Below are 25,599 nucleotides of genomic sequence, written 5' to 3'. Positions count from 1 at the left end.
TGACGACACCCCCTCAATGGCACAAACGGCCCTTTGAACCCAACCCGACCAGACAGAGCAGGAGGACGAGCAACCGTGACATGCTGTGTCTTCCCGCAGGGCTGCCCTCCCGTCAGGAGACCTGCATGAAGTTTCGCTTTCCCATCGTCATCATCGACGAAGATTTCCGCTCGGAGAATTCCTCGGGGCTGGGCATTCGCGCCTTGGCCGAGGCCATCGAGAGCGAGGGTTTTGAGATTCTGGGCGTCACCAGCTATGGCGACCTGACCCAGTTCGCGCAGCAGCAATCGCGCGCCTCTGCCTTCATCCTGTCGATCGACGACGAGGAATTCAGCCCCGGTCCCGATCTGGACCCTGCCGTCGTCAACCTTCGCAACTTCATCGAGGAAGTGCGCTGGAAGAATGCAGATGTCCCGATCTATATCTATGGCGAGACCAAGACTTCGCGCCATCTGCCCAACGACATCCTGCGCGAACTGCACGGCTTCATCCACGCCTTCGAGGATACGCCGGAATTCGTCGCGCGCCACATCATCCGCGAGGCCAAAAGCTATCTTGAAGGCATCCAGCCGCCCTTCTTCAAGGCGCTGCTCGACTATGCGGAAGACGGGTCCTATTCTTGGCATTGCCCCGGTCATTCCGGCGGCGTCGCCTTCCTGAAAAGCCCGATCGGGCAGATGTACCACCAGTTCTATGGTGAGAACATGCTGCGCGCCGATGTCTGCAACGCGGTCGAGGAGCTGGGCCAGCTTCTGGACCATAATGGCGCGATCGGCGCCTCTGAACGGAACGCCGCGCGGATCTTCAACGCAGACCACTGCTTCTTCGTGACGAACGGCACCTCGACCAGCAACAAGATGGTCTGGCACCACACGGTCGCGCCGGGCGACGTGGTCGTCGTTGACCGCAACTGCCACAAGTCGATCCTGCATTCGATCATCATGACCGGCGCGATTCCGGTGTTCCTGAAGCCGACGCGCAACCATTTCGGCATCATCGGTCCGATTCCCTACAGCGAATTCGAGATCGAGACCATCAAGGCCAAGATCCGTTCGAACCCGCTGCTGGACGGCGTCGACGCCGAGGCGGTCAAACCGCGCATCATGACGCTGACGCAATCGACCTATGACGGCGTCCTTTACAATACTGAGGTCATCAAGGGCCTGCTGGACGGCTATGTCGAAAACTTGCATTTCGACGAGGCATGGCTGCCCCACGCCGCCTTCCACCCCTTCTATGGCACCTATCACGCGATGGGCCGCAAGCGGCCGCGCACCAAGCATTCCGTGACCTATGCCACGCAGTCGATCCACAAGCTGCTGGCCGGGATCAGCCAGGCCAGCCATGTGCTGGTGCAGGATTCGCAGGACACTAAACTGGACAGGCACCTGTTCAACGAAGCGTACCTGATGCACACCTCGACCAGTCCGCAATATTCGATCATCGCCAGCTGCGACGTCGCCGCGGCGATGATGGAACCTCCGGGCGGCACCGCGCTGGTCGAGGAAAGCATCGCCGAATCGTTGGATTTCCGCCGCGCCATGCGCAAGGTCGACGCCGAATTTGGCGATGACGACTGGTGGTTCCAGGTCTGGGGACCGGACGAGCTGGAAGAGGAAGGTATCGGCAGCACGAAAAGCTGGGTCCTGCGCCGCACCGATGCCGACGGCGTCCAGCGCGATGGCGAGGACAGCTGGCACGGATTCGGCGACATGGCGCCGGGCTTCAACATGCTGGACCCGATCAAGGCGACCATCATCACGCCCGGCCTGAATCTGGACGGGCGCTTCGAGAAGACGGGGATCCCGGCCTCGATCGTCACCAAATATCTGGCCGAGCACGGGGTCGTGGTCGAAAAGACCGGGCTTTACAGCTTCTTTATCCTGTTCACCATCGGCATCACCAAGGGCCGTTGGAACACGCTGCTGACCGCGCTGCAGCAGTTCAAGGACGATTACGACCGCAACCAGCCGATGTGGCGGACCATGCCGGATTTCTGTGCGAAGCATCCCCGCTATGAACAGCTGGGTCTGCGCGACCTGTGCCAGCACGTCCACACGCTGTACGCGAAATACGACGTCGCCGTCCTGTCGACCGAGATGTATCTGAGCGAACTGACCCCCGCGATGAAGCCCAGCGACGCCTTTGCCCATATCGCCCAGCGAACCACGCAGCGCGTGCCGATCGACGAGCTTGAGGGGCGCATCACCACCAGCCTTGTCACCCCCTATCCGCCGGGCATCCCGCTTCTGATCCCGGGCGAGGTCTTTAACCGCAAGATCGTGGAATACCTGAAATTCAATCGCGAATTTGCGCGCGAATGCCCCGGCTTCGAAACCGACATCCACGGTCTGGTTCAGGAGATCGGCGAAGACGGGCGGATGCACTACTTCGCCGATTGCGTCGCCGGCTGACCCGACTCGACCTGCCCCGCCTCCGGCCCCAGCGGCCGGGGACATCCCGCCTTCCGACAACGCTTGAACCCTCGCACGCGCCGACCTAGCCTTTCCCCATCCTTTGGGGAGAATCGTCATGCGTCTTGTTCCCGTGACCATCGCGCTGCTTGTTCTGGCACACGCCGCTTCGGCAAATATCCCGCTGATCAACGCCACCTGTCCCGGCAAGATCGAAGTCCACGCGGATGAAGGCGGTCCGGTCTATGTGAACGGGCAGGTAGCCAAGCTGAAGACCTTCAACGACAATTACTATGAGGCCCAGCACGGCAAGGTCGTGATCTCGATCTCGATCAATCCCGACGGCTCGTCCAGCCTGTCCTATACCGGGCCTAAAGGGGCAAACGGCATCTGCACGCTGGCCGAGCACGGCTGAGCCGCGCCGATGCCTCCGGCACCGGAAAACTCCGGTCCCCCACCCTGCTTTTCCTGAAATTCCACTGTGAATTCGTTGGCAGAATTGCCCTTTCAGGCGCGGGCCAAACCCGTGCCCGAGCGGGCTTTGCCCTGACGCCAAATCGGGCAGACCGGCTTTTCGCAGCCGCCTTTTCATCGCCATCAATTTTCCTGTTGCGAATTTAATTTTCTTAGCGGTTATATAGGAAGACGCAACGCAACACTGGAGACAAGGATGTGCGGCATTGTTGGCCTCTTCCTCAAAAAGGAAGACCTGCGCCCGAAGCTTGGTGATCTTCTGACCGACATGCTGATCACCATGACCGATCGGGGCCCGGATAGCGCCGGGATCGCGATTTATGGCGACCACAGCGGAAAACTGAAGATCACCGTCCAGTCGGACACCCCGGACGAGACGTTCCACGGTCTCGACACCGCGCTGTCCCACGCCCTTGAAGGGCCGGTGTCGATGCGGGTCGTGGACACCCACGCCGTCCTGACGCTGCCCGAAGGGACCGAGGCCCAGGCCCGTGCCTTCATGGCCGAAAAGGGTATCCGCGTGATGGGCGCCGGCCACTCGATGGAGATCTTCAAGGAAGTCGGCCTGCCCAAGGACGTCGCAGATCGTTTTCACCTGCGCGACATGGCAGGAAGCCACGGCATCGGCCACACCCGCATGGCGACCGAAAGCGCGGTGACGACGCTGGGCGCACACCCCTTCTCGACCGGTGCGGACCAGTGCCTTGTCCATAACGGCTCGCTGTCGAACCACAACCAGCTACGCCGCGAACTGACGCAGAAGGGCTTCGCCCCGCAGACCCAGAATGATACCGAGGTCGCGGCCTGCTACATCTCTTCGCGGCTCGCAGATGGCGCGAACCTGGGCGAGGCGCTGGAAGGCACGCTTGAGGATCTGGACGGCTTCTTCACCTTCGTGGTCGGGACCAAGAACGGCTTCGGTGTCGTGCGCGATCCGATTGCCTGCAAGCCTGCCGTGATGGCCGAAACCGATGATTACGTCGCCTTCGGTTCCGAATACCGCGCGCTCGCCAATCTTCCGGGGATCGAGAACGCCCGCGTCTGGGAGCCCGAGCCCGCCACCGTCTATTTCTGGGAACGCTGAGATGCAGACCATCGATCTTGCGAACACGCCGCTGCGCGAACTGAACAGCACCCTGCAGGGACAGGCCTTGGCCACCAACCAGACCGCCTGGGTGATCGAGAACCCGAAGGGTGCCCATGCGGTGGCCGTCGGCCTTGACGCCCCGATCGAGGTGACGGTCAAGGGTTCGACCGGCTACTATTGCGCCGGCATGAACAAGCAGGCAACGATCCGCGTGACCGGCTCGGCCGGTCCGGGCGTCGCCGAAAACATGATGTCGGGCACCGTCGTCATCGACGGCGATGCCAGCCAATATGCCGGGGCGACCGGGCATGGCGGCCTTCTGGTCATCAAGGGCAATGCCTCGTCCCGCTGCGGGATCTCGATGAAGGGCATCGACATCGTCGTCCACGGCAATATCGGCCACATGTCCGCCTTCATGGCGCAATCGGGCAACCTGGTGGTGCTGGGCGATGCCGGCGACGCGCTGGGAGACTCGCTTTACGAAGCGCGGCTGTTCGTGCGCGGCAAGGTCAAGTCGCTGGGTTCGGACTGCATCGAAAAGGAAATGCGGCCCGAGCATCTGGAAATCCTGCGCGACCTGCTGGAACGTTCGGGCGCCGATGCCAAGCCCGAGGAGTTCAAGCGCTACGGTTCTGCCCGCAAGCTTTACAACTTCCACGTCGATCATGCCGGAGCCTATTGATGAGAGACATCATGGACAAAACCCCGCAGACCCTGCCGCGTGACAGCTGGACCTATTCCCCCGGCATCAACGCCGAAATCCGCCGCGCCGCCGATACCGGCATCTACGACATCCGTGGCGGCGGCGCGAAGCGCAAAGTTCCCCATTTCGACGACCTGCTGTTCCTTGGGGCCTCGATCAGCCGCTATCCGCTGGAAGGCTATCGCGAGAAATGCGACACCTCGGTCGTGCTCGGCACCCGCTTTGCGAAAAAGCCGATCGAGCTGAAGATCCCGATCACCATCGCGGGGATGAGCTTCGGCGCCCTTTCCGGTCCCGCGAAAGAGGCCCTGGGTCGCGGCGCGACGCTGGCCGGCACCTCGACCACGACCGGCGACGGCGGCATGACCAACGAGGAACGCGGCCATTCCGAAAAGCTGGTCTATCAATACCTTCCCAGCCGCTATGGCATGAACCCCGACGACCTTCGCCGCGCCGACGCGATCGAAATCGTGGTGGGTCAGGGTGCGAAACCGGGCGGCGGCGGCATGCTGCTGGGCCAGAAGATCACCCAGCGCGTCGCCAACATGCGCAACCTGCCGGTCGGAATCGACCAGCGCTCGGCCTGCCGTCACCCGGACTGGACCGGGCCGGACGACCTGGAAATCAAGATCCTTGAAATCCGGGAGATCACCAACTGGGAAAAACCGATCTACATCAAGATCGGTGGCGCACGCCCCTATTACGACACGGCGCTGGCGGTCAAGGCAGGCGCGGATGTCGTGGTGCTGGACGGGATGCAGGGCGGCACCGCCGCGACGCAGGACGTCTTCATCGAGAACGTCGGCCAGCCGACCCTCGCCTGCATTCGTCCCGCGGTGAAAGCGCTGCAGGATCTGGGAATGCACCGCAAGGTCCAGCTGGTCGTCTCGGGCGGGATCCGTTCGGGCGCAGACGTGGCCAAGGCGCTGGCGCTTGGCGCGGATGCGGTGGCTATCGGCACCGCCGCGCTGATCGCCCTGGGCGAGAACGATCCGAAATGGGCCGCCGAATACGAGGCGCTTGGCACCACGGCGGATGCCTATGACGACTGGCACGAGGGCAAGGACCCGGCCGGCATCACCACCCAGGATCCCGAGCTGATGAAGCGCCTGGACCCGGTCGAGGCGGCGCGCCGTCTGCGCAACTACCTTGCCGTGATGACGCTGGAATGCCAGACCATCGCCCGCGCCTGTGGCAAGAGCCATGTCCACAACCTGGAGCCCGAAGACCTTTGCGCCCTGACGATCGAAGCGGCCGCCATGGCGGGTGTGCCCCTTGCCGGGACCAGCTGGATCCCCGGTCAGTCAGGCTTCTGATGTGAATGAGAGACGGCGAAAGTGAGCCGTCTCCACCAACCCAACAGGATTAGAGATGACCGACCTCAGCACATTCAATCATGAAAAAAGCAAGGCGAGCCGGCTGACGAACTTCGCCCGCGAGAATGGGATCAAGTATTTCATGGTCTCGTTCACCGACCTGATGGGCGCGCAGCGCGCCAAGGTCGTGCCGGCGCAGGCCATTGCCGACATGGAAAGGGACGGTGCCGGCTTTGCGGGCTTCGCCACCTGGCTGGACCTGACCCCCGCCCACCCGGACATGCTGGCGGTTCCAGACCCCTCCGCCGCGGTCCAGCTTCCCTGGAAAAAGGAGGTCGCCTGGGTTCCCGCTCGTTGTATCATGAACGATGAGGATCTCAGCCAGGCACCGCGCAATGTGCTTTCCCGCTTGGTGGCTCAGGCAGCAGATCTCGGGCTCGATGTCAAAACTGGCGTCGAGCCCGAATTTTTTCTGCTGACCCCCGAAGGCCAGGCGCTGTTCGACGGCAAGGACTGCTCGGTCAAGCCCTGCTATGACCAGCAGGTCGTTCTGCGCTGCTTCGACATGATGGCCGAGTTGACCGACTACATGCTCGAGATGGGCTGGGAACCCTATCAGTGCGACCACGAGGACGCGAACGGCCAGTACGAGATGAACTGGAAGTTCGACTCGGCCATGAAGACCGCCGACAAGCACAGCTTCTTCAAGTTCATGCTGCGTGCCATTTCCGAGAAATACGGCATGCGCGCGACCTTCATGCCGAAGCCCATCATGGGCATGACGGGCAATGGCTGCCACGCCCATATCTCGGTCTGGGACATCGCCAGCGGCAAGAACGCCTTCGCCGATGACAGCAAGGAGCTGCGCCTGTCGGACAGCGGCCGCCACTTCCTGGGCGGGATCATGAAGCACGCCTCGGCACTGGCGGCGATCTGCAACCCGACAGTCAACAGCTACAAGCGCATCAACGCCCCGCGCACCAGCTCGGGCGCGACCTGGGCGCCGAACTCGGTGACCTGGACCGGCAACAACCGGACTCACATGGTGCGCGTCCCCGGTCCCGGCCGGTTCGAGCTGCGTCTGCCCGACGGCGCGGTGAACCCCTATCTTCTGCAGGCGGTCATCATCGCAGCGGGGCTTTCCGGCCTGAAATCCAAGGCCGATCCGGGCAAGCGCTGGGACATCGACATGTATGCCGAGGGTCACATCGTCAAAGACGCGCCCAAGCTGCCACTGAACCTTCTGGACGCAATCCGGGTCTTTGACGCGGATAGCGAGCTGAAAGAGGCGATGGGGACTGAGTTCTCGAATGCCTATATCAAGCTGAAGACCAAGGAATGGGACACTTATTCTGCGCATCTGTCGCAATGGGAACGCGACAACACGCTGGATATCTGACCCGGAAGCCACGACGGCGAACTTAATTGGTATAATTGGTTCATCGTCACTTGCGCAAAAGGTTCAGCCCGGTTTCAATCGGGCTGTCCAGCATCCCGGAGGCGACGTGACCTCTTTGCCGCGCAATGTTCCAACGGCCCTGGTGGAATCCCCCGCCTCGGGCTCCACTGTCCAGATGGTCGCCGAAACCCTGGGCCATCGCATCGCCTCGGGCGAATATCCGCATGGAAGCCGGATGCCGGCCGAACGCGAATTGGCCGCCAGCCTGGGTATCGCGCGCAATACCCTGCGCGAGGCGCTGGACCTTTTGTCACGCAAAGGCCTGATCACCCGCCGCGCTGGCGCTGGTTCCTATGTCGCCGATCCCGGCACCTGGGATGAGGCTGCCCCGATCGCCGCCGCGACCGGTCCGCTGCATTTGCAGGTCATGCGCGGCATCCTTGAGCCCGAGATGATCCGGCTGGCGCTGATCCACATGCCACCTTCGGCCATCGACCAACTGAACGAGATCGTCCAGCGGATGGAAGCCGCCATTGACCCCGCGCGCTTCGCCAGGTTGGAAGAGGAGTTCCGCCTGAAACTGGCTGAAGGAACCGGCAACCCGCTGCTGCTGGCCTGCTATGGGTTGCTGGTCAAGGCCGGGCGCCAGCGCCACCGCGCCGGATTGCAGCGTCGGCGGCTGACGCCCGAGAATATCGTCCGCCTGCGCGCGGATTACGCGGCACTTGTCGGGGCGATCTCGGACCGCGACATCGCGCGCGCCTTGGACCTGGTGCAGCAGGGGCTGATGGACGAACAGCGCCAGCTTATGCAGGAGGACTAAGCGCACGCTGCTGCCACAGCAGCCCCAGCTTGGCCATTTCCCGTAGCAGCAGTGCTTCGTGCCGTCCCAGCCAATCCAGGACCGAGCGGAACTCTTGGATCCGCGCGGTGCCGTTTTCCACCCTGACCACCGGCCATGACCCGATCAGCGCATTGTCGATGCCGAACAGCGCATCCCCATACCAACGCGCGGGACCGAATGCCTGCATCATCTGGCCGCCGCGCTTCATAGCGTCCAGCACCGCCATTGGCTCGGTCCGGCCGCATATTTCGACCGCCGATTGCCAGAGGTCCAGGATCGAGGCGTATTCCCAGCTGACCGCCGACCAATGGCCCGGAAATCGCTGGCGGTAGTCGGCATGGAACGCCTGCGGCTGGCGAAAGAAAAAGGCGGTCCCGTTCAACAGCGGATCGTCGAAATCCGGAAACTGGAAGATGAAATCCTGCATGAAGGCGGTCGAGGTGACGCCGACCAACCGTCTGTAATTGTCACCGGTGCACGACAGGATCGGACCACGGAAACCGGCCTCGAACGCGGCTTCGGTCAGCGCGTGAACCATGTGGGGCTCGGACGAACACCAGCACAGGACCTGTGGATCCGCGGCCAGCATGGCCTGCACCATCGCGGCCGCATCGCGCCGTTCGGGGGAATAGCGGATCTCGCGCACGACAGGCATCCCTTCGGCCGCAAAGGCCGCGCGATAGGTGGCAAGCGAGGGCAGGCCCATCATGTCATCCTGGCTGCACAGCGCGACCCGCCGGAAACCGGGCCGATTCGCGGCCAGCCATTCGGCCCCGGTAACGGAAAACAGCGGATGCACCTCGGCCGGGGCGATCAGGCTGGGTGTATGGGGCGACAGATCGAACGGCAGCAACGTGGTGGTCAGGACCCGGCGCGCCATCAGCCAGGGCAAGGCTGGGGCAAGGCTGTCACCGCCAAGCGCAAGGACCAGCCGCGCCCCCGCCTGCTCGACCAGTTCGCGGGCGGCGATCACCGTTTCGGCATCCGAAAGCGCAGCATCGCGGGCCACGATATGGACCGGCAGGCGCAGCCCCCCGACCGCTAACCCTCCATGTTCATTCACCCAATCCGCCCAAAGCTGGCAGCCTTCCAGCCCCGGACGCCCCCAGGGGGCCGAAGGTCCGGTCAGCGGTGCCAGGAAACCGATGGGCACCGCATCGGGCGCCTTGCGCATCGCACGCGGAAGGCTGCCGCTGACCGAAAGACGCTGTGCAAGGGATGTGCGCATCGCGTGATCCTAGATCGCGAAAAATAGTCTCGGAAGGCGAAATATGACGCATTAATTATTCTCCGAGGAAAAATTCTTGACCGACGCAAAAATTGGTCGCTCAATTGGATCACACCAAATGGATCGGAATCGAAAACTGGTCCAAACCAAAAGTCGGGGAGATTGAAATGTCGCAACGCGTCGCCGTCATCGGCGCCGGGCCTTCTGGGCTGGCCCAGCTCCGGGCTTTCCAGTCGGCCGCCCGCAAAGGGGCCGAGATTCCCGAAATCGTCTGCTTCGAGAAGCAGGCGAACTGGGGCGGCCTTTGGAACTATACCTGGCGCACCGGCACCGATGAGCATGGCGAGCCGGTCCACAATTCGATGTACCGCTATCTGTGGACCAACGGCCCGAAAGAAGGTCTGGAATTCGCCGACTATTCCTTTGAAGAACATTTCGGCAAACAGATCGCGTCCTATCCGCCGCGCGCCGTCATGGTCGACTATATCGAGGGTCGTGTGAAGAAGGCCGGCGTCCGCGACTGGATCCGCTTCAACACCGTGGTCCGCTGGGTCGAGTACGATGCCGAGAACGACGATTTCACCATGACCGTGCACGACATGGCGAACGACCATGTCTACAAGGAACGCTTCGACAACGTCATTATCGCGTCAGGCCACTTCTCCAGCCCGAACGTGCCGGAGTATCCTGGTTTCTCGCAATTCTACGGCCGCATCACCCATGCCCACGACTTCCGCGACGCGCGCGAATTCGAAGGGCAGGACGTGCTGGTCGTCGGCTCGTCCTATTCGGCCGAGGATATCGGTTCGCAATGCTGGAAATACGGCGCGAAATCGGTGACCTCTTGCTATCGTTCGGCGCCGATGGGATTTGCCTGGCCCGACAACTGGGAAGAAAAGCCCGCGCTTGTCCGGGTCGAGGGCAAGACCGCACATTTCACCGATGGCAGCAGCAAGGCGATCGACTCGATCATCCTGTGCACCGGCTACAGGCATTACTTCCCTTTCCTGCCCGATGACCTCCGGCTGAAGACGGCGAACCGCCTGGCGGCGGCTGATCTCTACAAGGGGGTCGTCTATGTCCACAACCCGCGCCTGTTCTATCTGGGCATGCAGGACCAGTGGTTCACCTTCAACATGTTCGACGCCCAGGCCTGGTATGTCCGCGACATCATCCTGGACCGGATCCAGGTCCCGGACGAAAAGCAGACCATGATGTCCGACGTGGCCGAGCGCGAGGCGCGCGAGGAAGCGGGCGAGGACGTGAAATACGCGATCAAGTATCAGGGCGACTACGTCAAGGAACTGATCGCCGAAACCGACTATCCCAATTTCGACGTCGATGGCGCCTGCGAGGCTTTCTATGAATGGAAGCATCACAAGGTCGACGACATCATGGGCTTCCGCAACCATTCGTATCGCTCGGTCATCACCGGGACGATGGCGCCCCCGCACCACACGCCGTGGAAGGATGCGCTGGACGATTCGATGGAAGCCTATCTTCGCAACTGATCCCTTACTGGAGCGGAGGTTCCCCACCGCTCCTCTTTTTCTGCAAGGCATGGTGCAATGACCAGCGTCACCTATCCCCGCCTGTTCCGTCCCGGTCCACCGCAGCCCAGTGGGCTGCGCGTGGCATCGGCGGTGGGCAAGGCCCCGACGGAAGAACGCCACACCGTCCCCGGTGCCGGCGGACTACTTCTGGCGCTGGCCGAGGGCGACCACGTCGCCGTCATCAATGCCGAAGGCGCCCAGCGGGCTGAGATCATCGCCGCCGGAATGGACGGGCGGACCGATGGCACGGTCCTGGGTGTTCCCGCGCAGGACGAACCCCACGGTCTGCGTCGCGCGCTGACGTCGGGCGAAGAAAGCCTGACGCGGCTTCGCCGTGGCATCGCCGCGCGCGGCATCGATCTTGGCAAGCCCTGCGCCACCGTGGTTTTCGGGGCGGACAGCCCCGCCGGCGACCGGGTCGAGTTCACCGCGACCCAGCCCGGTTGGCTGATCGTCGCCGCCCCTGCCGATCCGATGGATCCGGAAAGCGGCGAAACCGCGACCCCCCTGACGCTGCTGATCCGGCGCGCGCGGCCCCGCGCGATGCAGGGTTTCGAACTGCCCGACCCGCTGGCCGACCCGATCCTGGACATCCGCATCAAGTCCGCGACGGCCAGCGCCTATCTGGTCCGTGCCGGTGAATATATCCAGGTCCTTGATGTCGACGGACGCCAATGCACCGATTTCCAGTGCTTCGACGCAAGGAAGCTTGACCGCGGCATCCAGAACCCTCTGGACGTCACCACGACGCGGACGATCCTTGGCCACAGCTATGCGATGCCGGGCCTGCATTCGAAATATTTCGACCAGGACATGACGCCGCTGATCGAGGTCGTGCAGGACACCTGTGGCCGGCACGATGCCTTTGCCATGGCCTGCGCGTCCAAGTATTACGACGATATCGGATATCCGGGGCACGCCAACTGCTCGGACAACTTCAATGCCGCACTGAAGCCATATGGCGTCGATCCGCGCAAAGGCTGGATGGCCGCGAACTTCTTCTTCAACACCTGGATCGACGCGCATGGCGTGCTGATGACGGACGAGCCGTGGTCTCGGCCCGGCGATTACGTCCTGATGCGCGCGCTGACCGATATCGTCTGCGTATCCTCGGCCTGCCCGGATGACACCTCTCCCGCCAATGGTTGGCACCTGAGCGACATCCATGTCCGCAGCTATGCCGCCAATGAGCGGTTCCAACGCGCCGTCGCCTGGCGCCCCATGCCGGATTCCGAGCCAATCATGACCCGCCAGACCGCCTTCCATCACCAGTTCGCCGCGCTGACCCGCGATTTCGTCGAATACAAGGGTTTCTGGCTGCCCAGCACCTTCCCGAATTCAAGCCCGGAAGAGGAATACCGCGCCTGCCGCGAAGGCGTGGTGGCGATGGACCTGTCGGCCCTGCGCAAGTTCGAGGTGACCGGCCCCGATGCCGAGGCATTGATGCAATGGGTGCTGACGCGGGACGTAAAGAAGCTGGGCAATGGCCAGGTCGTTTATTCCGCGATGTGCTATCCGCATGGCGGCATGATCGACGACGGCACGCTGTTCCGCATGGGTCCGGATCGCTTCCGCTGGATCGGCGGCAGCGATTACGGCGGGGAATGGATGCGCGAACAGGCCGAGGCGCTTGGCCTGAACGTGATGATCCGCTCCTCGACCGACCAGCTGCACAACCTCGCGGTTCAGGGTCCGAAAAGTCGCGATCTTGTGGACGAAGTGATCTGGACCGCGCCGCACCAGACCGCGATCCAGGAACTGGGCTGGTTCCGCTGGACGCCCGGTCGCGTCGGCGGCCCCGAAGGCGCGCCGGTCGTCGTCTCGCGCACCGGCTATACCGGCGAACTGGGCTATGAGATATTCTGCCACCCGAAGGACGGCGCGGCCTTGTTCGAAGCCGTGTTCAAGGCGGGCGCTCCGCGCGGGATCAAGCCAATGGGCCTTGCCGCGCTGGACCTGCTCAGGATCGAGGCGGGACTGGTCTTTGCCGATTACGAATTCACCGACCAGACCGACCCGTTCGAGGCGGGCGTGGGCTTCACCGTGCCGCTGAAATCCAAGACCGACGATTTCGTCGGGCGCGAGGCGCTGATCCGGCGCAAGGAAACCCCCCGAACCAAGCTGGTCGGGCTGGTGATCGAAAGCCGCATTCCCGCCCATCACGGCGACTGCCTGCATGTCGGGCGCGCGCAGGTGGGCGAAATCACCTCGGCAATGTGGTCGCCGTTGCTGGACAGCCAGATCGCGCTGGCCCGCGTCGATGTGACCCATGCCACCGAGGACACCACGATCGAGGTCGGCAAGCTTGACGGGCAGCAAAAGCGCCTGCCCGCGCGCATCACCGCCTTCCCGCATTACGACCCGAAAAAGGAACGGCCGCGGTCCTGAGACGGGCGCGGAGTCAGAGACAACACGGAGGAAAGAACATGACAGCATCCTGGCGCTTCTCGACCCTTGCCGATCGCCACCGCGCGCTTGGGTCCGAGCTTGAGGACTGGAGCGGCATGGGCACCGCCTGGTCCTATGCCAAGGGCGACCCTGATGCCGAATACATGGCCATCCGCACCAAAGCCGGGCTGATGGACGTCTCGGGCCTGAAAAAGGTCCATATCACCGGCCCCGCCGCCAGCCACGTCATTGACCGCGCGACGACGCGGAACATGGAAAAGCTGATGCCGGGCCGTTCGGTCTATGCCACGATGCTGAACGACGCCGGAAAGTTCGTCGACGATTGCGTCGTCTATCGGACCGGCCCGAACGCCTTCATGGTCGTCCACGGCTCGGGCCAGGGGTTCGAGCAGTTGAGCATGGCGGCAAATGGCCGCGATGTCGCGATCCGCTTTGACGACAACCTGCATGACCTGTCGCTGCAAGGGCCGCTGGCCGTCGATTATCTGGCCAAGCATGTGCCGGGCATCCGCGAGCTTCCCTATTTCGCGCATCTGCAGACCTCGCTGTTCGGCAAGCCCGCAATGATCTCGCGCACGGGATATACCGGCGAGCGCGGGTATGAACTGTTCGTGCGCGGCCAGGACGCGCCGATGGTCTGGGACCGCATCCTTGAGGAAGGCGCCGAGATGGGGATCATCCCCTGCCGCTTCACCACGCTCGACATGCTTCGGACTGAAAGCTACCTGCTGTTCTTCCCCTACGACAACTCCGAGATGTATCCCTTTGCGGATCAGCCCGGCGGCGACACGCTGTGGGAATTGGGGCTGGACTTCACCGTTTCGCCCGGCAAGCAGGGCTTCCGCGGCGCCGACGAACATTACCGCCTGAAGGGCAAGGAACGTTTCAAGATCTGGGGCCTGAAGCTGGAAGGCGACAAGGTTCCCGGAAACGGCGCTCCGGTCCTGCGCGACGGCAAGCAGATCGGCGTCGTGACTCAGGCCATGCATTCTCCGCTGAACAACTGGACCGTCGCGATCGCGCGCCTGCCGGTCGACTGCGCCAATGACGGGACCAAGCTGACCGTGAACTGCGAGACGCATGGCCAGATCGCCGCGACGACCGGGACCATGCCCTTCTTCGATCCCGACAAGAAGCGTCGTACCGCCAAAGGATAGGCCCCCCTGGCCGGGGGGCGTCCGACACTCCCTCCGGCAGCCTTTTGCAACCTGCCAGGGATGATTGGAATGAGCGCCACCCCACCACCACCTGCACCGATTGCCAGCCGGCCCCGTTATGCCCGTCTTCAGACGCGGCGCTGCGGGGCCGCGCTGATGGTTGCGGACAAATCCGGCGCAGCCGCCCTGCTTGCGCTGGCCGATGACGCCCCCGAACTGATGTCCAAGGCCAGCGTGGTCTTGTGCGATGCAGCCGAACACGCCCCCGCCCTGCAGGCGCGCGGGGCGGCGCGGCTTTTACAAACCTCGTCTACGGCCGGGCTTTCGCCGGCGATCGCGACGCTGCTTGGCGACGCGCGCATGGGCCTTCAGGTCTTTCTGGCCGGGGCCGAAGGACTGATCGCGCAGGTCCAGTCGCAACTGCTGTCGGCGGGCGTGCCCCTGGGCGCGATCCAGGCCGAGCATCGCGGCACCGCCGCACGGCGGATGCAATGCGTCCATTGCAAGACCGTGGCCGAGGATGTGACCGTCGATCCCTACATCTGCCCCGGCTGCGGGCGGTCGCTTTATGTGCGCGACCATTTCTCGCGCCGGGTGGGGGCGTTCCAGGGCGTCTGCATCGATGCCGAAACACCGGGCGAAGTGCCTGAATCCGTGGAGATCCGGATCTGATGCAAACCTTGAAACTGACCCGCAAGGAACCGCTTTCCCCCCGCATCACGCGGTTCCGCTTTGAACATCCCGAAGGTGCGCCCCTGCCGGTCTTTTCCGGCGGCGCCCATGTCATGGTCGAGATGCAGGACGGTCCCGTCCTGCGCCGCAATGCCTATTCACTGATCTCGGACCCGCTGGATTGCTCGGGCTATGAAATCGCCGTCCAGCGCGAAGATCATGGCCGCGGCGGCTCGTTGTTCATGCATCGTGACGCCCAGCCCGGAATGCTGATGCAGATCGGGCCGGCGGTGAACCTGTTCTCGCTGAACCTGGCCGCGCGCAAGCACCTGCTGATCGCGGGCGGGGTCGGGATCACGCCCTTTTTGGCTCAGTTGCCGGAGCTGGCGCGGCTGGGCGCGGCCTATGAGCTGCATTACGCGGTCCGGGCGCGGGACGAATTGGCGGCCCTGCCGATGCTGCCCGACACGACCCGGTTGCATGTCAGCGGCGAAGGCTCGCGCATGGATCTTGACGCGATCCTGTCGGCACAGCCGCTGGGCACGCATCTGTATGTCTGCGGCTCGGCCCGGATGATCGAAACGGTGCTGGACACGGCCGCCGCGCTTGGCTGGCCGGGCGACACCCTGCATGCCGAGGAATTCCTTGCACCCGCACCGGGCGAACCTTTCGAGGTCGCCTGTGCGCGATCCAACCGTACCCTGACCGTCGGCCCGCATCAAAGCATGCTCGAGGCACTTGAAGCCGCGGGGATCGATGCACCATGGCTGTGTCGCGGCGGTGCCTGCGGGCAATGCGAAACCGACGTCCTATCCTGCGACGGGACGATCGACCATCACGACCACTGGCTGGAACCCGAGGAACGCAAGCGCAAGATCATGCCCTGCGTTTCCCGATTCCGGGGCAGGCTTCTGACCATCGACCGATAGGGAATCCCCGTGATGATCATGCAATTCAACAAAGAGACCTTCCGCGGCGATTACAGCTACTGCAACTCTCCCGCCGCAATCCGACGCTTCCCGTTCCCCTTCGACCGGGACGAATACATGTATTCGGTCAATATGGAGCCGCATAAGGGCGGCCCAGATGGGAGTGTCTTTCAGGCCCGCTTCGACGTCGACGAACATTACGTCGCCGAGATGGAAGACCGCGCCATCACCCTGATGCGCGATCCGGGCCGCTGCCAGTCGTTGCCGCACATGACGCTGGCCGGCTGGGACTTGCTGGAACTGATCATGACCAGCAAGGCCGAGGATTACCCCGAACATTTCGAACTGCATCGTGACGGGGACCGCTGGCGCTGGATCAACAGGCCGCTGGGGATCGACGAGACCTTCACCTTCCTTGACGAATCCACCCTGCCCTATGGCCCGATGGAATACATCACCCGCCAGACCCAGGGGGATTTCGCGGTTCTGGACCAGCGCGAGGGCAACCTGTGGATGGATGCCGGCATGGTCACAAGCCAGGCGGACTGGAGCCTGGACTTCGACATCGGCATGAATTTCTTCGAATGGCACGCCCCGGTGCCGCGCGCAGCCGAGATGGGGATCTTTCAGCGGGCACTGAAATTCCTGCTGAACGTCCGCCAGGACACGCCCGCGCGGCGGCTGAACTGGACCATGACGGTAAATCCACGGCTGGACACCAGCCCCGAGACCTATCCCGAATGGGGCCCGGAAAAGCGCAGCCTGACCCCCGAAAACCTGGGACAGAAACAGTATCTGCGAGTCGAGCTGCAGTCCTTCTGGCGGCTGCCGCGTTCGAACGGGCTGGCCTTTCCGATCCGCTGCTATCTGATTTCGTTGCAGGACCTGGTGACGGTGCCGAAATGGGGGCGCCGGTTCCACCGCGTGTTGCGTGACCTGCCCGAGGATCTGGCTACCTACAAGGGCTTCCTGGTCAACCGCCCGATGATCGTCGACTATCTGTCGCGCTTTGACGACGGGGCGCCGACCTCTCCGGGCATCTATCCGGACTGAGACGCCCGGCCGTGTCTGGATGGGGCTGGCCCTTGAGGCCAGCCCCTTTGATTTACGTGGGCAGCACAAAGAACCAGTTCGCCCACGCCACCAGCACAGCCCCGGCGATCAGCGCGAGATAGGGCAGGATGCCGGCGCGCCGCGGTCCAAGGCTGGTATCGTCATTGCTGAGACCCAGATCCTCCATCGCTTCTTTCGGGAAGCGACCCTTGTCAACGATGTAGTGTCGCCAGCAGAAGACCGGGATGATCAGCGCGGCAAAGATCAGCCCCGAGACCAGCGCGTTGGAATAGCCCCAGACCTTGGCACCCGCGCCCAGGAACAGCGCGTTGACGAAGGCCAGCACCGTGTTCAGACCGATCAGCAGCACCGGTGCCTTCCAAGGCCGCGGCAGATGCGGGCTGTCGATACGGTGGATCCAGCCGGCGTTCAGGTTCAGGAAGTTGAACATGATGTAGCCAACGTTCGAGATCGCGAGGACATAGAAATATCCGCTCGCATCTGAGGCCAGCGCCAGCAGGAACAGGTTGAAGGCAAAGTCGGTCCACATTGCGCTGGTCGGCGCGCCCTGTTCGTTCACATGGCCCAGGTAATGGGGCAGCCAGCCATCGCGCGAGCCTTGGTACAGCGTGCGCGAGGATCCCGCCATCGCGGTCATGATCGACAGGAACAGCGCCAGGATCATCAGGATGGTGAACAGTTGCGCGATCACCGGCCCTGCCCCGATCATCCCGCCAAGCGCCTCGGCCACGCCGGTGCCGTCAATGATGCCCGGCGCCAGCATGCCCTCCAGCCCCAGGACGCCCTGAAACGAGAAGGGGATCAAGATAAAGAACACGCAGCAAAGCAGGCCCGAGAAGAAGATCGCCTTGAACGTGTCGCGCCGCGGATCACGCAGTTCGCGGGTATAGCAGACCGCCGTTTCGAACCCATAGGTCGACCAGGCCGCGATATAAAGCCCGCCCAAAACCAGCGTCCAGCCGCCGACATTCCAAGCCCCGTTTTCGCCTGAATAGGCGGCGGTGGGCGGGACCAGCGCAGTGACGTTCGAATAGTCGATCGCTCCGGAGAATATCGGCACCAGACCGACCAGCAGCAGCGGCACCAGCACGATGATCGCCAGCCATTTCTGCGCCACCGCGGTCGAGGACACCCCCCTGTGCTGGATCGCAATGATCAGCAGCATCAGCACCGTCCCGATCACGAAGGTCGCGTTCAGGTGCAGCGAGCCAAGGCCGGGGATCGGCAGTTCCAGCGCGGACCAGGTCCGGATCGCGGGAGTCAGTGCGGCGACCGCATCGGTGGTCAGCAGCGACCGGATCGCATCGGCCTCGGGGATCGCGGGATTGGCGGCCAGGTATTCTGCGACGCGCGGGCTGCCCGGTGGCAGGCTGGCCAGATGGGCCGTGACCCAGTCCAGCACCGGCTGCGAGGTCGCCAGTGGCACCGGGAACAGCGCGTTCAGCACATAGCCGGCGGCGATGGCGCAGCCAAGCGACAGGACAGGCGACCAGGCGAACCAGTTGCACCAGACCGACAGCGGCGCGATCAGCTTGGAATAGCGCAACCAGGCGGTCGCGCCATAGACCGAGGTGCCGCCCGACTTGTTGCCGAACATGCCCGCCATCTCGGCATAGGTGAAGGATTGCAGGAACCCCATCAGCATGGACACGGTCCACACCACGAAGGCGACCTTGCCGGTGGTTCCGGCGATCCCTCCGATCGAAAACAGGACCAGCGGCGGCACGCCCGCCGCGATCCAGAACGCGCCTTTCCAGCTGAGCGAGCGGATCAGTGAGCCCTGATCCTCCGTCGCAGCCGAAGACGTCTCGGTAGATACCGAAGACATGACACCCTCTCCATCAGACAGTTCCCCATTGTTATCGTTTTCAGGGCCGCGGCCTCGTTTCTCGGACCGTCGTTCCCGCTGGAGCTCATGCGGCGCGCAGTTGGATTTTCCAGCCTTACTGCGTCAATTCGTCGCGTTTCGCCCTTGCGGAAAGGCTGTGCCGAAAGGCCCCGACAGGCAAGAAAAACTTACGCTCAGGAATATTATTTTCCTCTCCCGGCCAGTCCACGCGGGCTGCGGAAGGGATCAGGCCGATGCCCTGCCGGGGCGCGCGCCCTGCCTGCGACGGCTGGGTGTCATCCCGTATCGTTCTGCAAAGCATCGGGAAAAATGCGCGGCGCTGACAAAGCCGGTGATCAGCGCGATGTCCAGGACCGACAACGCGCTTTGCTGGATCAGCTCGTCGGCTTTTTTCAGCCGCATCTCGCGATAGAACTGCATCATCGAGCAGCCAAGCTGATCGTTGAACAACCGCTGCAACTGGCGCGGGCTGCACCCGGCCTGCGCGGCAAGCTGTCCGGGCGAAAGCGGGTCGGACAGGTGGCTGAACATCAGGTCGACCGCCGCCGCCAACATCGGATGGCGCAGGTCGAACCGTTCCGCGGTCGGGGATTGCTGCGGCTCGTCCGCGCCGCGGGTGCGGGGGTGGATGAACCAGTCCGCGACGCTGCGGGCAAATTCGGCCCCGTGGTCGCGGGCGATCAGCGCGCACATCATGTCCAGCGCCGCGACGCCTCCCGCGCATGTATAGCGGTCGCGGTCCACGACATACAGGGCGCGGTCGATCAGCAGGTCGGGCATGTTCTCGGCCAGCGCATCGATATGGGCCCAATGCAGGGTGAAGCGCCGCCCCTCCATCAGCCCCAGACGTGCCAGGATTGCGGCCCCGCCGGAAATCCCGCCCAGCCGGACCTTGCCCGCCTGCAGGGACCGCAGGCCACGGGCCAGCGCCGCATCCTCATATCGCAGCGGATTGCCACCGGCGACGACAAAGGCAAGATCCATCGGCCCCGCCTCGGCCAGCCGCAGCGTCGGGAACCCCCCGCCCGAGGTCGAGGCCGAGAAGCCGCCTTCGACCGAGTAATAGCCGGGCCGGTAAAGCTCGTGCCCAGCCAGATGATTCGCCGCGCGCAGCGGCTCGACCGCCGAGGTCAGCGACATCAGCGAGTAATCACGCGTCAGGATGAAGCCGACGCGCAGGGGCGCTGGCGGGGTCGTGGGCATGGCGAAACCTCGTCTTCACGAAAATATATCCCGGCCTGTCCGCAACAGGCAAGAACCTGTCCCCCAAGGGCAAACGAACGCCCCTTGCCGGGGCTAATCTGAAGGTCAAGGACAACGAAGCGAGAAAGCAGGAACCGTGAGATATTCGGGGCTTAGGGTCATCAAGGAGGCGCTGACCGGCCATAAGGGCTGGAAGCCAATCTGGCGCAATCCTGATCCGCAACCCGCCTATGATTATGTGATCGTGGGTGGCGGCGGACATGGTCTTGCGACCGCCTATTATCTGGCGAACACCTTCAGGAAGGCGCGCATCGCGGTCCTGGAGAAAGGGTGGCTCGGCTCGGGCAATATCGGGCGGAACACGACGATCATCCGCTCGAACTACCTGCTGCCGGGAAACGAGCCCTTCTATGAATTCTCGATGAAGCTCTGGGAAGGGCTGGAGCAGGAATTCAACTTCAACGCGATGGTCAGCCAGCGCGGCATTCTGAACTTGCTGCATACCGACGCGCAGCGCGACGCTTATCGCCGGCGCGGGAACGCGATGCGGCTTGCCGGGGCCGATGCCGAGCTTCTGGACCAGGCCGGCGTACGCGCCATGTATCCCTGGCTGAACTTCGACAATGCCCGTTTCCCGATCAAGGGCGGGCTGATGCAGCGTCGCGCCGGAACCGCGCGCCATGACGGCGTCGCCTGGGGCTATGCCCGTGGCGCGGATCGGGCCGGTGTCGACCTGATCCAGAACTGCGAAGTCACCGGCATGCGGATCGAGAACGGGCGTCTTCGCGGCCTTGAAACCTCGCGCGGCTATATTGCGGCGGGCAAGGTCGGCGTTGCGGTCGCCGGTTCGACCGGGCGCGTCATGGCGATGGCCGGGATGCGGATGCCGATCGAAAGCCACGTGCTGCAGGCCTTCGTGTCCGAGGGGCTGAAGCCCACGATCGACGGTGTCATCACCTTTGGCGCGGGCCATTTCTATGTCAGCCAGTCGGACAAGGGCGGCTTGGTCTTTGGCGGCGATATCGACGGCTACAACTCCTACGCCCAACGCGGCAACATGGCGGTGGTCGAGGACGTGGCCCAGGGCGGCATGGCTTTGATGCCGATGATCGGCCGCGCGCGCCTGCTGCGCATCTGGGGCGGGATCATGGACATGTCGATGGACGGCAGTCCAATCATCGACAAGACCCCGGTCGAGGGCCTCTACCTGAATGCCGGCTGGTGCTATGGCGGCTTCAAGGCGACACCGGCCAGCGGCTATGCCTTCGCGCATCTGCTCGCAACCGACACCCCGCACGAAACCGCGCGCTTCCTGCGCCTTGATCGGTTCGAGCGCGGCTATCCCATCGACGAAAAAGGCATGGGCGCGACGCCCAACCTGCATTGAGCGCAATCCTGGACCGAAACCCGACATGCTGATCCCTCATCCCCTTCTCGGCCCGCGCGATTCTTCGGAATTCAGCTATCTGGGCGATGCCTCGCTGCTGGACCGGCCCGATGGCATGGCCGCGGACGCGGCCGCACGCTTCCATGAATATGTCCACCTGCGGGACAACCCCGCAGGCGTCCACCGCGAACTGTGGTTCCACGAACAGGGCGACCGCTCGTGGCTGGTCGTGACCCGCAACACGCTGACGCATGAAATCCTGGGCGCGGAATTGGCCAGCGACGTGAAGAAGGGCGGTGCGGCATGACGCGGCTTTCCGGTGGGCTGGTGGATCGTTCGCGCAGCCTGAACTTTACCTTCGACGGCAAGACCTATCAGGGCCATGCGGGCGATACGCTGGCCTCGGCGCTGCTGGCCAATGACGTGCGGCTGATGGGCCGCAGCTTTAAGTATCACCGCCCGCGCGGCGTCTTTTCCTCGGGTTCCGAGGAGCCGAACGCCCTGGTCGAGCTGCGCAGCGGCCCCCGGCAAGAGCCGAACACCCGCGCCACCGTGACCGAGCTGTTCGACGGGCTTGAGGCGAAAAGCCAGAACCGCGTCGGCTCGCTCAGCTTCGACCTGCTGGCGGTCAACGACCTGATGTCGCCCTTCTTCGCGGCGGGCTTCTATTACAAGACCTTCATGTGGCCGAAGGCCTTCTGGGAGAAGCTGTACGAGCCGATGATCCGCCGCGCGGCGGGGCTGGGCAGCCTGACCCATCAGGCCGATCCGGACAGCTATGACGCGGGCTATCTGCATTGCGACCTGCTGGTGATCGGCGGCGGTGCGGCCGGGCTTGCGGCGGCGCTGACGGCGGCGCGCAGCGGGGCCCGCGTGATCCTCGCCGACGAGGATTTCCGCCTCGGCGGCCGCCTGCTTGCCGAAAGCAACCCGCTGGAGATGCCGGCCCCCGACTGGATCGCCGGTGTCGAGGCCGAATTCGCCAGCCTGCCGAATCTGCGCGTCATGCGCCGGACCACGGTCTGGGGCGCCTTCGACGACGGCGTCTATGGCGCGGTCGAGCGTGTGTCGGACCATCTTGCGGTGCCGGGTAAGCGCGTGCGCCAGACCCTGTGGAAGATCACCGCGCGGCGCGCCATCCTGGCCGCCGGCGCGACCGAGCGCCACATTCCCTTTGCCGACAACGACCGCCCCGGCATCATGCTGGCGGGTGCGATGCGGGCCTATGCCAACCGGTGGGCGGTCAGCCCGGCCAAGCGCGTCGCGATCTTCACCAACAATGACGACGGCCATCGCACCGCGCTGGATCTGGCCGTCAAGGGGGTCGAGATCGCAGCCGTGATCGATGCCCGCAGCGGCGCGGCGTCGCAGGGTGGCTATCGCACCATCGCCGGCGGGCATGTGACGGGCAGCAAGGGCCGCCTGGGCCTGACCCGGATCGAGATCACGCAGGGCGGCAAGTCCGAATGGCTGGATTGCGGCGCGCTTGGCGTCACGGGCGGATGGAACCCGAACCTGCATCTTGCCTCGCATCACCGCGGTCGCCCGCAATGGGACGACGCCGCGCAGGCCTTCCTGGCGGAAGACGGCAATGTCCCGGGCCTGACCATCGCAGGCGCTGCGGCGGGCAAGGGCACGACCACGCAGGCTCTGGCCTCGGGGGCGGAAGCCGCGCGCGCGGCGCTGGAGGCGCTTGGCATCACCGCCACCCTGCCCGACCTGCCCAAGGCCGAGGACGCGGCGCAGAACCAGCACCCCCTTTGGCATGTCCCTGGCAAGGGCCGAGCCTGGGTCGATTTCCAGAATGACGTCACCGTCAAGGACATCAAGCTGGCGCATCAGGAAAACATGCGTCCGGTCGAACATCTGAAGCGCTGGACCACGCTGGGCATGGCCACAGATCAGGGCAAGACTGCGAACGTGACGGCGCTGGCGGTCATGGCGGAACTGACCGGTCGGACCATCAACCAGACCGGCACCACGATCTTCCGCCCGCCCTATACCCCGGTTTCCCTGTCGGTTCTGGGCGGAGGCGATACCGGGCCGCATTTCCGGCCCCGCCGCCTGACGCCCACCCATGAATGGGCCAAGGCACAGGGCGCGGTCTTTGTCGAGGTCGGGCAATGGATGCGGGCGCAATACTTCCCGCAGCCGGGCGAGACGACCTGGCGCCAGACCGTGGATCGCGAGGTGTTGGCCACCCGCAAGGGCGTTGGCATCTGCGACGTGACCACGCTGGGCAAGATCGACGTGCAGGGGGCCGATGCGGCCGAATTCCTGGACCGCGTCTATGCCAACGCGATGAAAAGCCTGAAAGTCGGCATGGTCCGCTATGGCCTGATGCTGCGCGAGGACGGCTTTGCCTGGGACGACGGCACCTGTGCCCGTCTGGCCGAGGATCACTACGTCGTCACCACGACCACCGCCAATGCCGGCACCATCTATCGCCATATGGAGTTCTGCCGCCAAGGCCTGTGGCCGGATCTGGATGTGCAGCTGATCTCGACCACCGACGCCTGGGCGCAGATATCGCTCGCGGGACCGAATGCCCGCAAACTGCTCGAGCGCGTGGTGGACGGGTTCGACCTGTCGAACGAGGCCTTCCCGTTCATGGCCTGCGCACCCCTGACGGTTTGCGGTGGGTTGCGTGCGCGCCTGTTCCGTATCAGCTTCTCGGGCGAGCTGGCCTATGAGGTCGCGGTTCCTGCCCGCTATGGCCACGCGCTTATGGCCCGGCTGATCGAAAAAGGCGCTGATCTGGGCGCCACCCCCTACGGCACCGAGGCGCTTGGCGTCATGCGGATCGAAAAGGGCCATGCCGCCGGGAATGAGCTGAACGGCCAGACCACCGCACAGATGCTGGGCATGGGCAAGATGGTCAGCACCAAGAAAGACTCGATCGGCGCGGTGATGTCGCGGCGCGCGGGCATGGTCGCCGAACGGCGCGTGCTGGTCGGGCTGCAACCTGTTGATGCCAGCGAACCGGTGGTCGCGGGTTCGCATCTTTTCACCGAAGGCGCGGCGCAGGGCACGGCGACGGATCAGGGCTGGATCACCTCGGCCTGCTTCTCGCCGCATGTCGGTTCGGCCATTGGCCTTGGCTACCTGGAAAATGGCGCGGAGCGCATGGGCGAGGTGATCGTCGCCGCAAACCCGCTGCAAGGGCAAAGCGTCGCCATGCGCGTCGTCTCGGCCCATTTCGTCGACCCCGAAGGAGTGCGTCTGCGTGACTGACCTGCAACCGATCTGTGCCCTCGGGGCGCCCACGCCGCGCACTGCCCGCTTCGGGGGGCTGTCGCTGGCCGAGAATTCTGACCTCGCGCTTGCCTCGGTGGCGCTGCGCCGCGGCGGTTCGGCCCCCGCCTTGCCCCTGCCGGGACCGGGCGAATGGGTCGAGGCGGATGGCATTGCCGCGTTCTGGACCGGTCCCGAACAATGGATGGTTGAGGGTCCGGGCCGCGCCGAGACGGATTTTGCCGCCGAGATCGCAACCCGCGCGCCCGGCGCCTCGGTGACCGAACAGACCGACGGCTTCGTGGCCTTCGAGGCCGAGGGGCCCGCCCCCGCCATCGTCCAGCTGCTGGAACGGCTGGTCAATGTCGATGCCGGGCGCTTCGGCGCCGGTTCGGCCACGCGGACCGGCTTTCACCATATGAGCATCTTCGTCATCCGCCGTGCCGAAAACCGGCTTGCGATCCTGGGCATGCGCTCGGCCGCGGGCACGATCTGGCACGGGCTTGCCGAGGCCGCCGAACGACTGGAGGTCGCGGCATGACGAACATCATCGACGGCAAGGCATTTGCCGCTGCGATCCGTGGCCGCGTCGCGGACCACGTCACCGAGCTTTCTGGTTTGGGAATTGTTCCCGGTCTTGCGGTTGTGCTTGTTGGCGAGGATCCGG

The 25,599-nt window shown here is 64.1% G+C and carries 20 protein-coding genes and 1 pseudogene; 18 read left to right on the top strand and 3 right to left on the bottom strand.

Annotation, left to right across the window (positions count from 1 at the left end; translation table 11 throughout):
- Positions 1-125: 125 nt before the first annotated feature.
- From RM190_RS11340 to RM190_RS11310, 7 genes are all read left to right on the top strand, one after another.
- Complete coding sequence (locus RM190_RS11340; protein WP_311759555.1) at positions 126-2,414, top strand: arginine/lysine/ornithine decarboxylase; 2,289 nt, start codon at positions 126-128, stop codon at positions 2,412-2,414.
- Between the two features lie 118 nt (positions 2,415-2,532).
- Positions 2,533-2,829, top strand: a complete 297-nt coding sequence (locus RM190_RS11335) for a hypothetical protein (RefSeq protein WP_311759554.1) — start codon at positions 2,533-2,535, stop codon at positions 2,827-2,829.
- Positions 2,830-3,084: 255 nt separating this feature from the next.
- Positions 3,085-3,972, top strand: coding sequence for a class II glutamine amidotransferase (locus tag RM190_RS11330; protein ID WP_311759553.1), 888 nt, complete (start codon positions 3,085-3,087; stop codon positions 3,970-3,972).
- Between the two features lies 1 nt (position 3,973).
- Positions 3,974-4,657: a GXGXG domain-containing protein gene (locus RM190_RS11325; RefSeq protein WP_311759552.1), complete on the top strand. Its 684-nt coding sequence runs from the start codon at positions 3,974-3,976 to the stop codon at positions 4,655-4,657.
- A gap of 11 nt (positions 4,658-4,668) precedes the next feature.
- Positions 4,669-5,994: an FMN-binding glutamate synthase family protein gene (locus tag RM190_RS11320; protein ID WP_311759551.1), complete on the top strand. Its 1,326-nt coding sequence runs from the start codon at positions 4,669-4,671 to the stop codon at positions 5,992-5,994.
- A 55-nt stretch (positions 5,995-6,049) separates the two neighbouring features.
- A complete protein-coding gene (gene glnT, locus RM190_RS11315; protein WP_311759550.1) occupies positions 6,050-7,393 on the top strand; it encodes a type III glutamate--ammonia ligase in 1,344 nt (447 codons plus the stop codon).
- Between the two features lie 175 nt (positions 7,394-7,568).
- Positions 7,569-8,216, top strand: coding sequence for a FadR/GntR family transcriptional regulator (locus RM190_RS11310; RefSeq protein ID WP_311759549.1), 648 nt, complete (start codon positions 7,569-7,571; stop codon positions 8,214-8,216).
- On the opposite strand, the gene RM190_RS11305 is transcribed toward RM190_RS11310, so the two are convergent.
- On the bottom strand, positions 8,200-9,465 hold the full coding sequence (locus RM190_RS11305; RefSeq protein WP_311759548.1) for an ABC transporter substrate-binding protein: 1,266 nt from the start codon (positions 9,463-9,465) through the stop codon (positions 8,200-8,202). The genes RM190_RS11310 and RM190_RS11305 overlap by 17 nt on opposite strands.
- A gap of 167 nt (positions 9,466-9,632) precedes the next feature.
- Here RM190_RS11305 and RM190_RS11300 point away from each other — a divergent pair, with 167 nt between their 5' ends.
- The 6 genes from RM190_RS11300 to RM190_RS11275 all read left to right on the top strand — a co-directional run bounded on the left by RM190_RS11300 (position 9,633) and on the right by RM190_RS11275 (position 17,238).
- Complete coding sequence (locus tag RM190_RS11300; RefSeq protein WP_311759547.1) at positions 9,633-10,976, top strand: NAD(P)/FAD-dependent oxidoreductase; 1,344 nt, start codon at positions 9,633-9,635, stop codon at positions 10,974-10,976.
- 57 nt (positions 10,977-11,033) lie between these two features.
- On the top strand, positions 11,034-13,406 hold the full coding sequence (locus RM190_RS11295; RefSeq protein WP_311759546.1) for a DUF1989 domain-containing protein: 2,373 nt from the start codon (positions 11,034-11,036) through the stop codon (positions 13,404-13,406).
- Between the two features lie 38 nt (positions 13,407-13,444).
- Positions 13,445-14,584, top strand: coding sequence for an aminomethyltransferase family protein (locus RM190_RS11290; protein ID WP_311759545.1), 1,140 nt, complete (start codon positions 13,445-13,447; stop codon positions 14,582-14,584).
- Positions 14,585-14,653: 69 nt separating this feature from the next.
- Positions 14,654-15,256: a dimethylamine monooxygenase subunit DmmA family protein gene (locus tag RM190_RS11285; RefSeq protein WP_311759544.1), complete on the top strand. Its 603-nt coding sequence runs from the start codon at positions 14,654-14,656 to the stop codon at positions 15,254-15,256.
- Entirely contained in the window at positions 15,256-16,185 is a 930-nt protein-coding gene (locus RM190_RS11280) for a PDR/VanB family oxidoreductase (protein ID WP_311759543.1), read from the top strand. The genes RM190_RS11285 and RM190_RS11280 overlap by 1 nt, the downstream gene beginning before the upstream one ends.
- A 12-nt stretch (positions 16,186-16,197) precedes the next feature.
- The gene (locus RM190_RS11275) at positions 16,198-17,238 is read left to right on the top strand and encodes a heme-dependent oxidative N-demethylase family protein (RefSeq protein ID WP_311759542.1); all 1,041 of its coding nucleotides are present in this window, start codon (positions 16,198-16,200) and stop codon (positions 17,236-17,238) included.
- 52 nt (positions 17,239-17,290) lie between these two features.
- Here the strand turns inward: RM190_RS11275 and RM190_RS11270 are convergent, their stop codons facing one another.
- Together RM190_RS11270 and RM190_RS11265 are read right to left on the bottom strand one after the other, a co-directional pair.
- Positions 17,291-19,087, bottom strand: coding sequence for an APC family permease (locus RM190_RS11270; protein ID WP_311759541.1), 1,797 nt, complete (start codon positions 19,085-19,087; stop codon positions 17,291-17,293).
- Positions 19,088-19,333: 246 nt separating this feature from the next.
- Positions 19,334-20,311 carry a GlxA family transcriptional regulator gene (locus RM190_RS11265; RefSeq protein WP_311759540.1) on the bottom strand — a complete coding sequence of 326 codons (978 nt, stop codon included), beginning with the start codon at positions 20,309-20,311 and terminating at the stop codon, positions 19,334-19,336.
- 136 nt (positions 20,312-20,447) lie between these two features.
- On the opposite strand from RM190_RS11265, the gene RM190_RS11260 reads away from it, so the two are divergent.
- The 5 genes and pseudogenes from RM190_RS11260 to RM190_RS11240 all read left to right on the top strand — a co-directional run.
- A complete protein-coding gene (locus RM190_RS11260) occupies positions 20,448-21,698 on the top strand; it encodes a sarcosine oxidase subunit beta family protein (RefSeq protein ID WP_311759539.1) in 1,251 nt (416 codons plus the stop codon).
- 25 nt (positions 21,699-21,723) lie between these two features.
- The gene (locus tag RM190_RS11255) at positions 21,724-22,005 is read left to right on the top strand and encodes a sarcosine oxidase subunit delta (protein ID WP_311759538.1); all 282 of its coding nucleotides are present in this window, start codon (positions 21,724-21,726) and stop codon (positions 22,003-22,005) included.
- Positions 22,002-24,932, top strand: coding sequence for a sarcosine oxidase subunit alpha family protein (locus tag RM190_RS11250; protein WP_311759537.1), 2,931 nt, complete (start codon positions 22,002-22,004; stop codon positions 24,930-24,932). Before RM190_RS11255 ends, RM190_RS11250 begins: the two co-directional genes overlap by 4 nt.
- The gene (locus tag RM190_RS11245; protein ID WP_311759536.1) at positions 24,925-25,473 is read left to right on the top strand and encodes a sarcosine oxidase subunit gamma; all 549 of its coding nucleotides are present in this window, start codon (positions 24,925-24,927) and stop codon (positions 25,471-25,473) included. Before RM190_RS11250 ends, RM190_RS11245 begins: the two co-directional genes overlap by 8 nt.
- Positions 25,470-25,599, top strand: a pseudogene (locus tag RM190_RS11240) (bifunctional methylenetetrahydrofolate dehydrogenase/methenyltetrahydrofolate cyclohydrolase); the annotation flags it as partial. The gene RM190_RS11245 and the pseudogene RM190_RS11240, both read left to right, overlap by 4 nt.

This window comes from Paracoccus broussonetiae (assembly GCF_031854425.1).
In the GTDB taxonomy this organism is placed as follows: domain Bacteria; phylum Pseudomonadota; class Alphaproteobacteria; order Rhodobacterales; family Rhodobacteraceae; genus Paracoccus; species Paracoccus broussonetiae.
Note: the sequence above shows the minus strand (reverse complement) of the source record. Positions and strands in the feature narration are given on the sequence as shown.

What these genes read in the sequence shown, in the direction of transcription:
- RM190_RS11340 (WP_311759555.1), top strand. Translation starts at nt 126, where the DNA reads ATGAAGTTTCGCTTTCCCATCGTCATCATCGACGAAGATTTCCGCTCG.
- RM190_RS11335 (WP_311759554.1), top strand. Translation starts at nt 2,533, where the DNA reads ATGCGTCTTGTTCCCGTGACCATCGCGCTGCTTGTTCTGGCACACGCC.
- RM190_RS11330 (WP_311759553.1), top strand. Translation starts at nt 3,085, where the DNA reads ATGTGCGGCATTGTTGGCCTCTTCCTCAAAAAGGAAGACCTGCGCCCG.
- RM190_RS11325 (WP_311759552.1), top strand. Translation starts at nt 3,974, where the DNA reads ATGCAGACCATCGATCTTGCGAACACGCCGCTGCGCGAACTGAACAGC.
- RM190_RS11320 (WP_311759551.1), top strand. Translation starts at nt 4,669, where the DNA reads ATGGACAAAACCCCGCAGACCCTGCCGCGTGACAGCTGGACCTATTCC.
- glnT (WP_311759550.1), top strand. Translation starts at nt 6,050, where the DNA reads ATGACCGACCTCAGCACATTCAATCATGAAAAAAGCAAGGCGAGCCGG.
- RM190_RS11310 (WP_311759549.1), top strand. Translation starts at nt 7,569, where the DNA reads ATGGTCGCCGAAACCCTGGGCCATCGCATCGCCTCGGGCGAATATCCG.
- RM190_RS11305 (WP_311759548.1), bottom strand. Translation starts at nt 9,465, where the DNA reads ATGCGCACATCCCTTGCACAGCGTCTTTCGGTCAGCGGCAGCCTTCCG.
- RM190_RS11300 (WP_311759547.1), top strand. Translation starts at nt 9,633, where the DNA reads ATGTCGCAACGCGTCGCCGTCATCGGCGCCGGGCCTTCTGGGCTGGCC.
- RM190_RS11295 (WP_311759546.1), top strand. Translation starts at nt 11,034, where the DNA reads ATGACCAGCGTCACCTATCCCCGCCTGTTCCGTCCCGGTCCACCGCAG.
- RM190_RS11290 (WP_311759545.1), top strand. Translation starts at nt 13,445, where the DNA reads ATGACAGCATCCTGGCGCTTCTCGACCCTTGCCGATCGCCACCGCGCG.
- RM190_RS11285 (WP_311759544.1), top strand. Translation starts at nt 14,654, where the DNA reads ATGAGCGCCACCCCACCACCACCTGCACCGATTGCCAGCCGGCCCCGT.
- RM190_RS11280 (WP_311759543.1), top strand. Translation starts at nt 15,256, where the DNA reads ATGCAAACCTTGAAACTGACCCGCAAGGAACCGCTTTCCCCCCGCATC.
- RM190_RS11275 (WP_311759542.1), top strand. Translation starts at nt 16,198, where the DNA reads ATGATCATGCAATTCAACAAAGAGACCTTCCGCGGCGATTACAGCTAC.
- RM190_RS11270 (WP_311759541.1), bottom strand. Translation starts at nt 19,087, where the DNA reads ATGTCTTCGGTATCTACCGAGACGTCTTCGGCTGCGACGGAGGATCAG.
- RM190_RS11265 (WP_311759540.1), bottom strand. Translation starts at nt 20,311, where the DNA reads ATGCCCACGACCCCGCCAGCGCCCCTGCGCGTCGGCTTCATCCTGACG.
- RM190_RS11255 (WP_311759538.1), top strand. Translation starts at nt 21,724, where the DNA reads ATGCTGATCCCTCATCCCCTTCTCGGCCCGCGCGATTCTTCGGAATTC.
- RM190_RS11250 (WP_311759537.1), top strand. Translation starts at nt 22,002, where the DNA reads ATGACGCGGCTTTCCGGTGGGCTGGTGGATCGTTCGCGCAGCCTGAAC.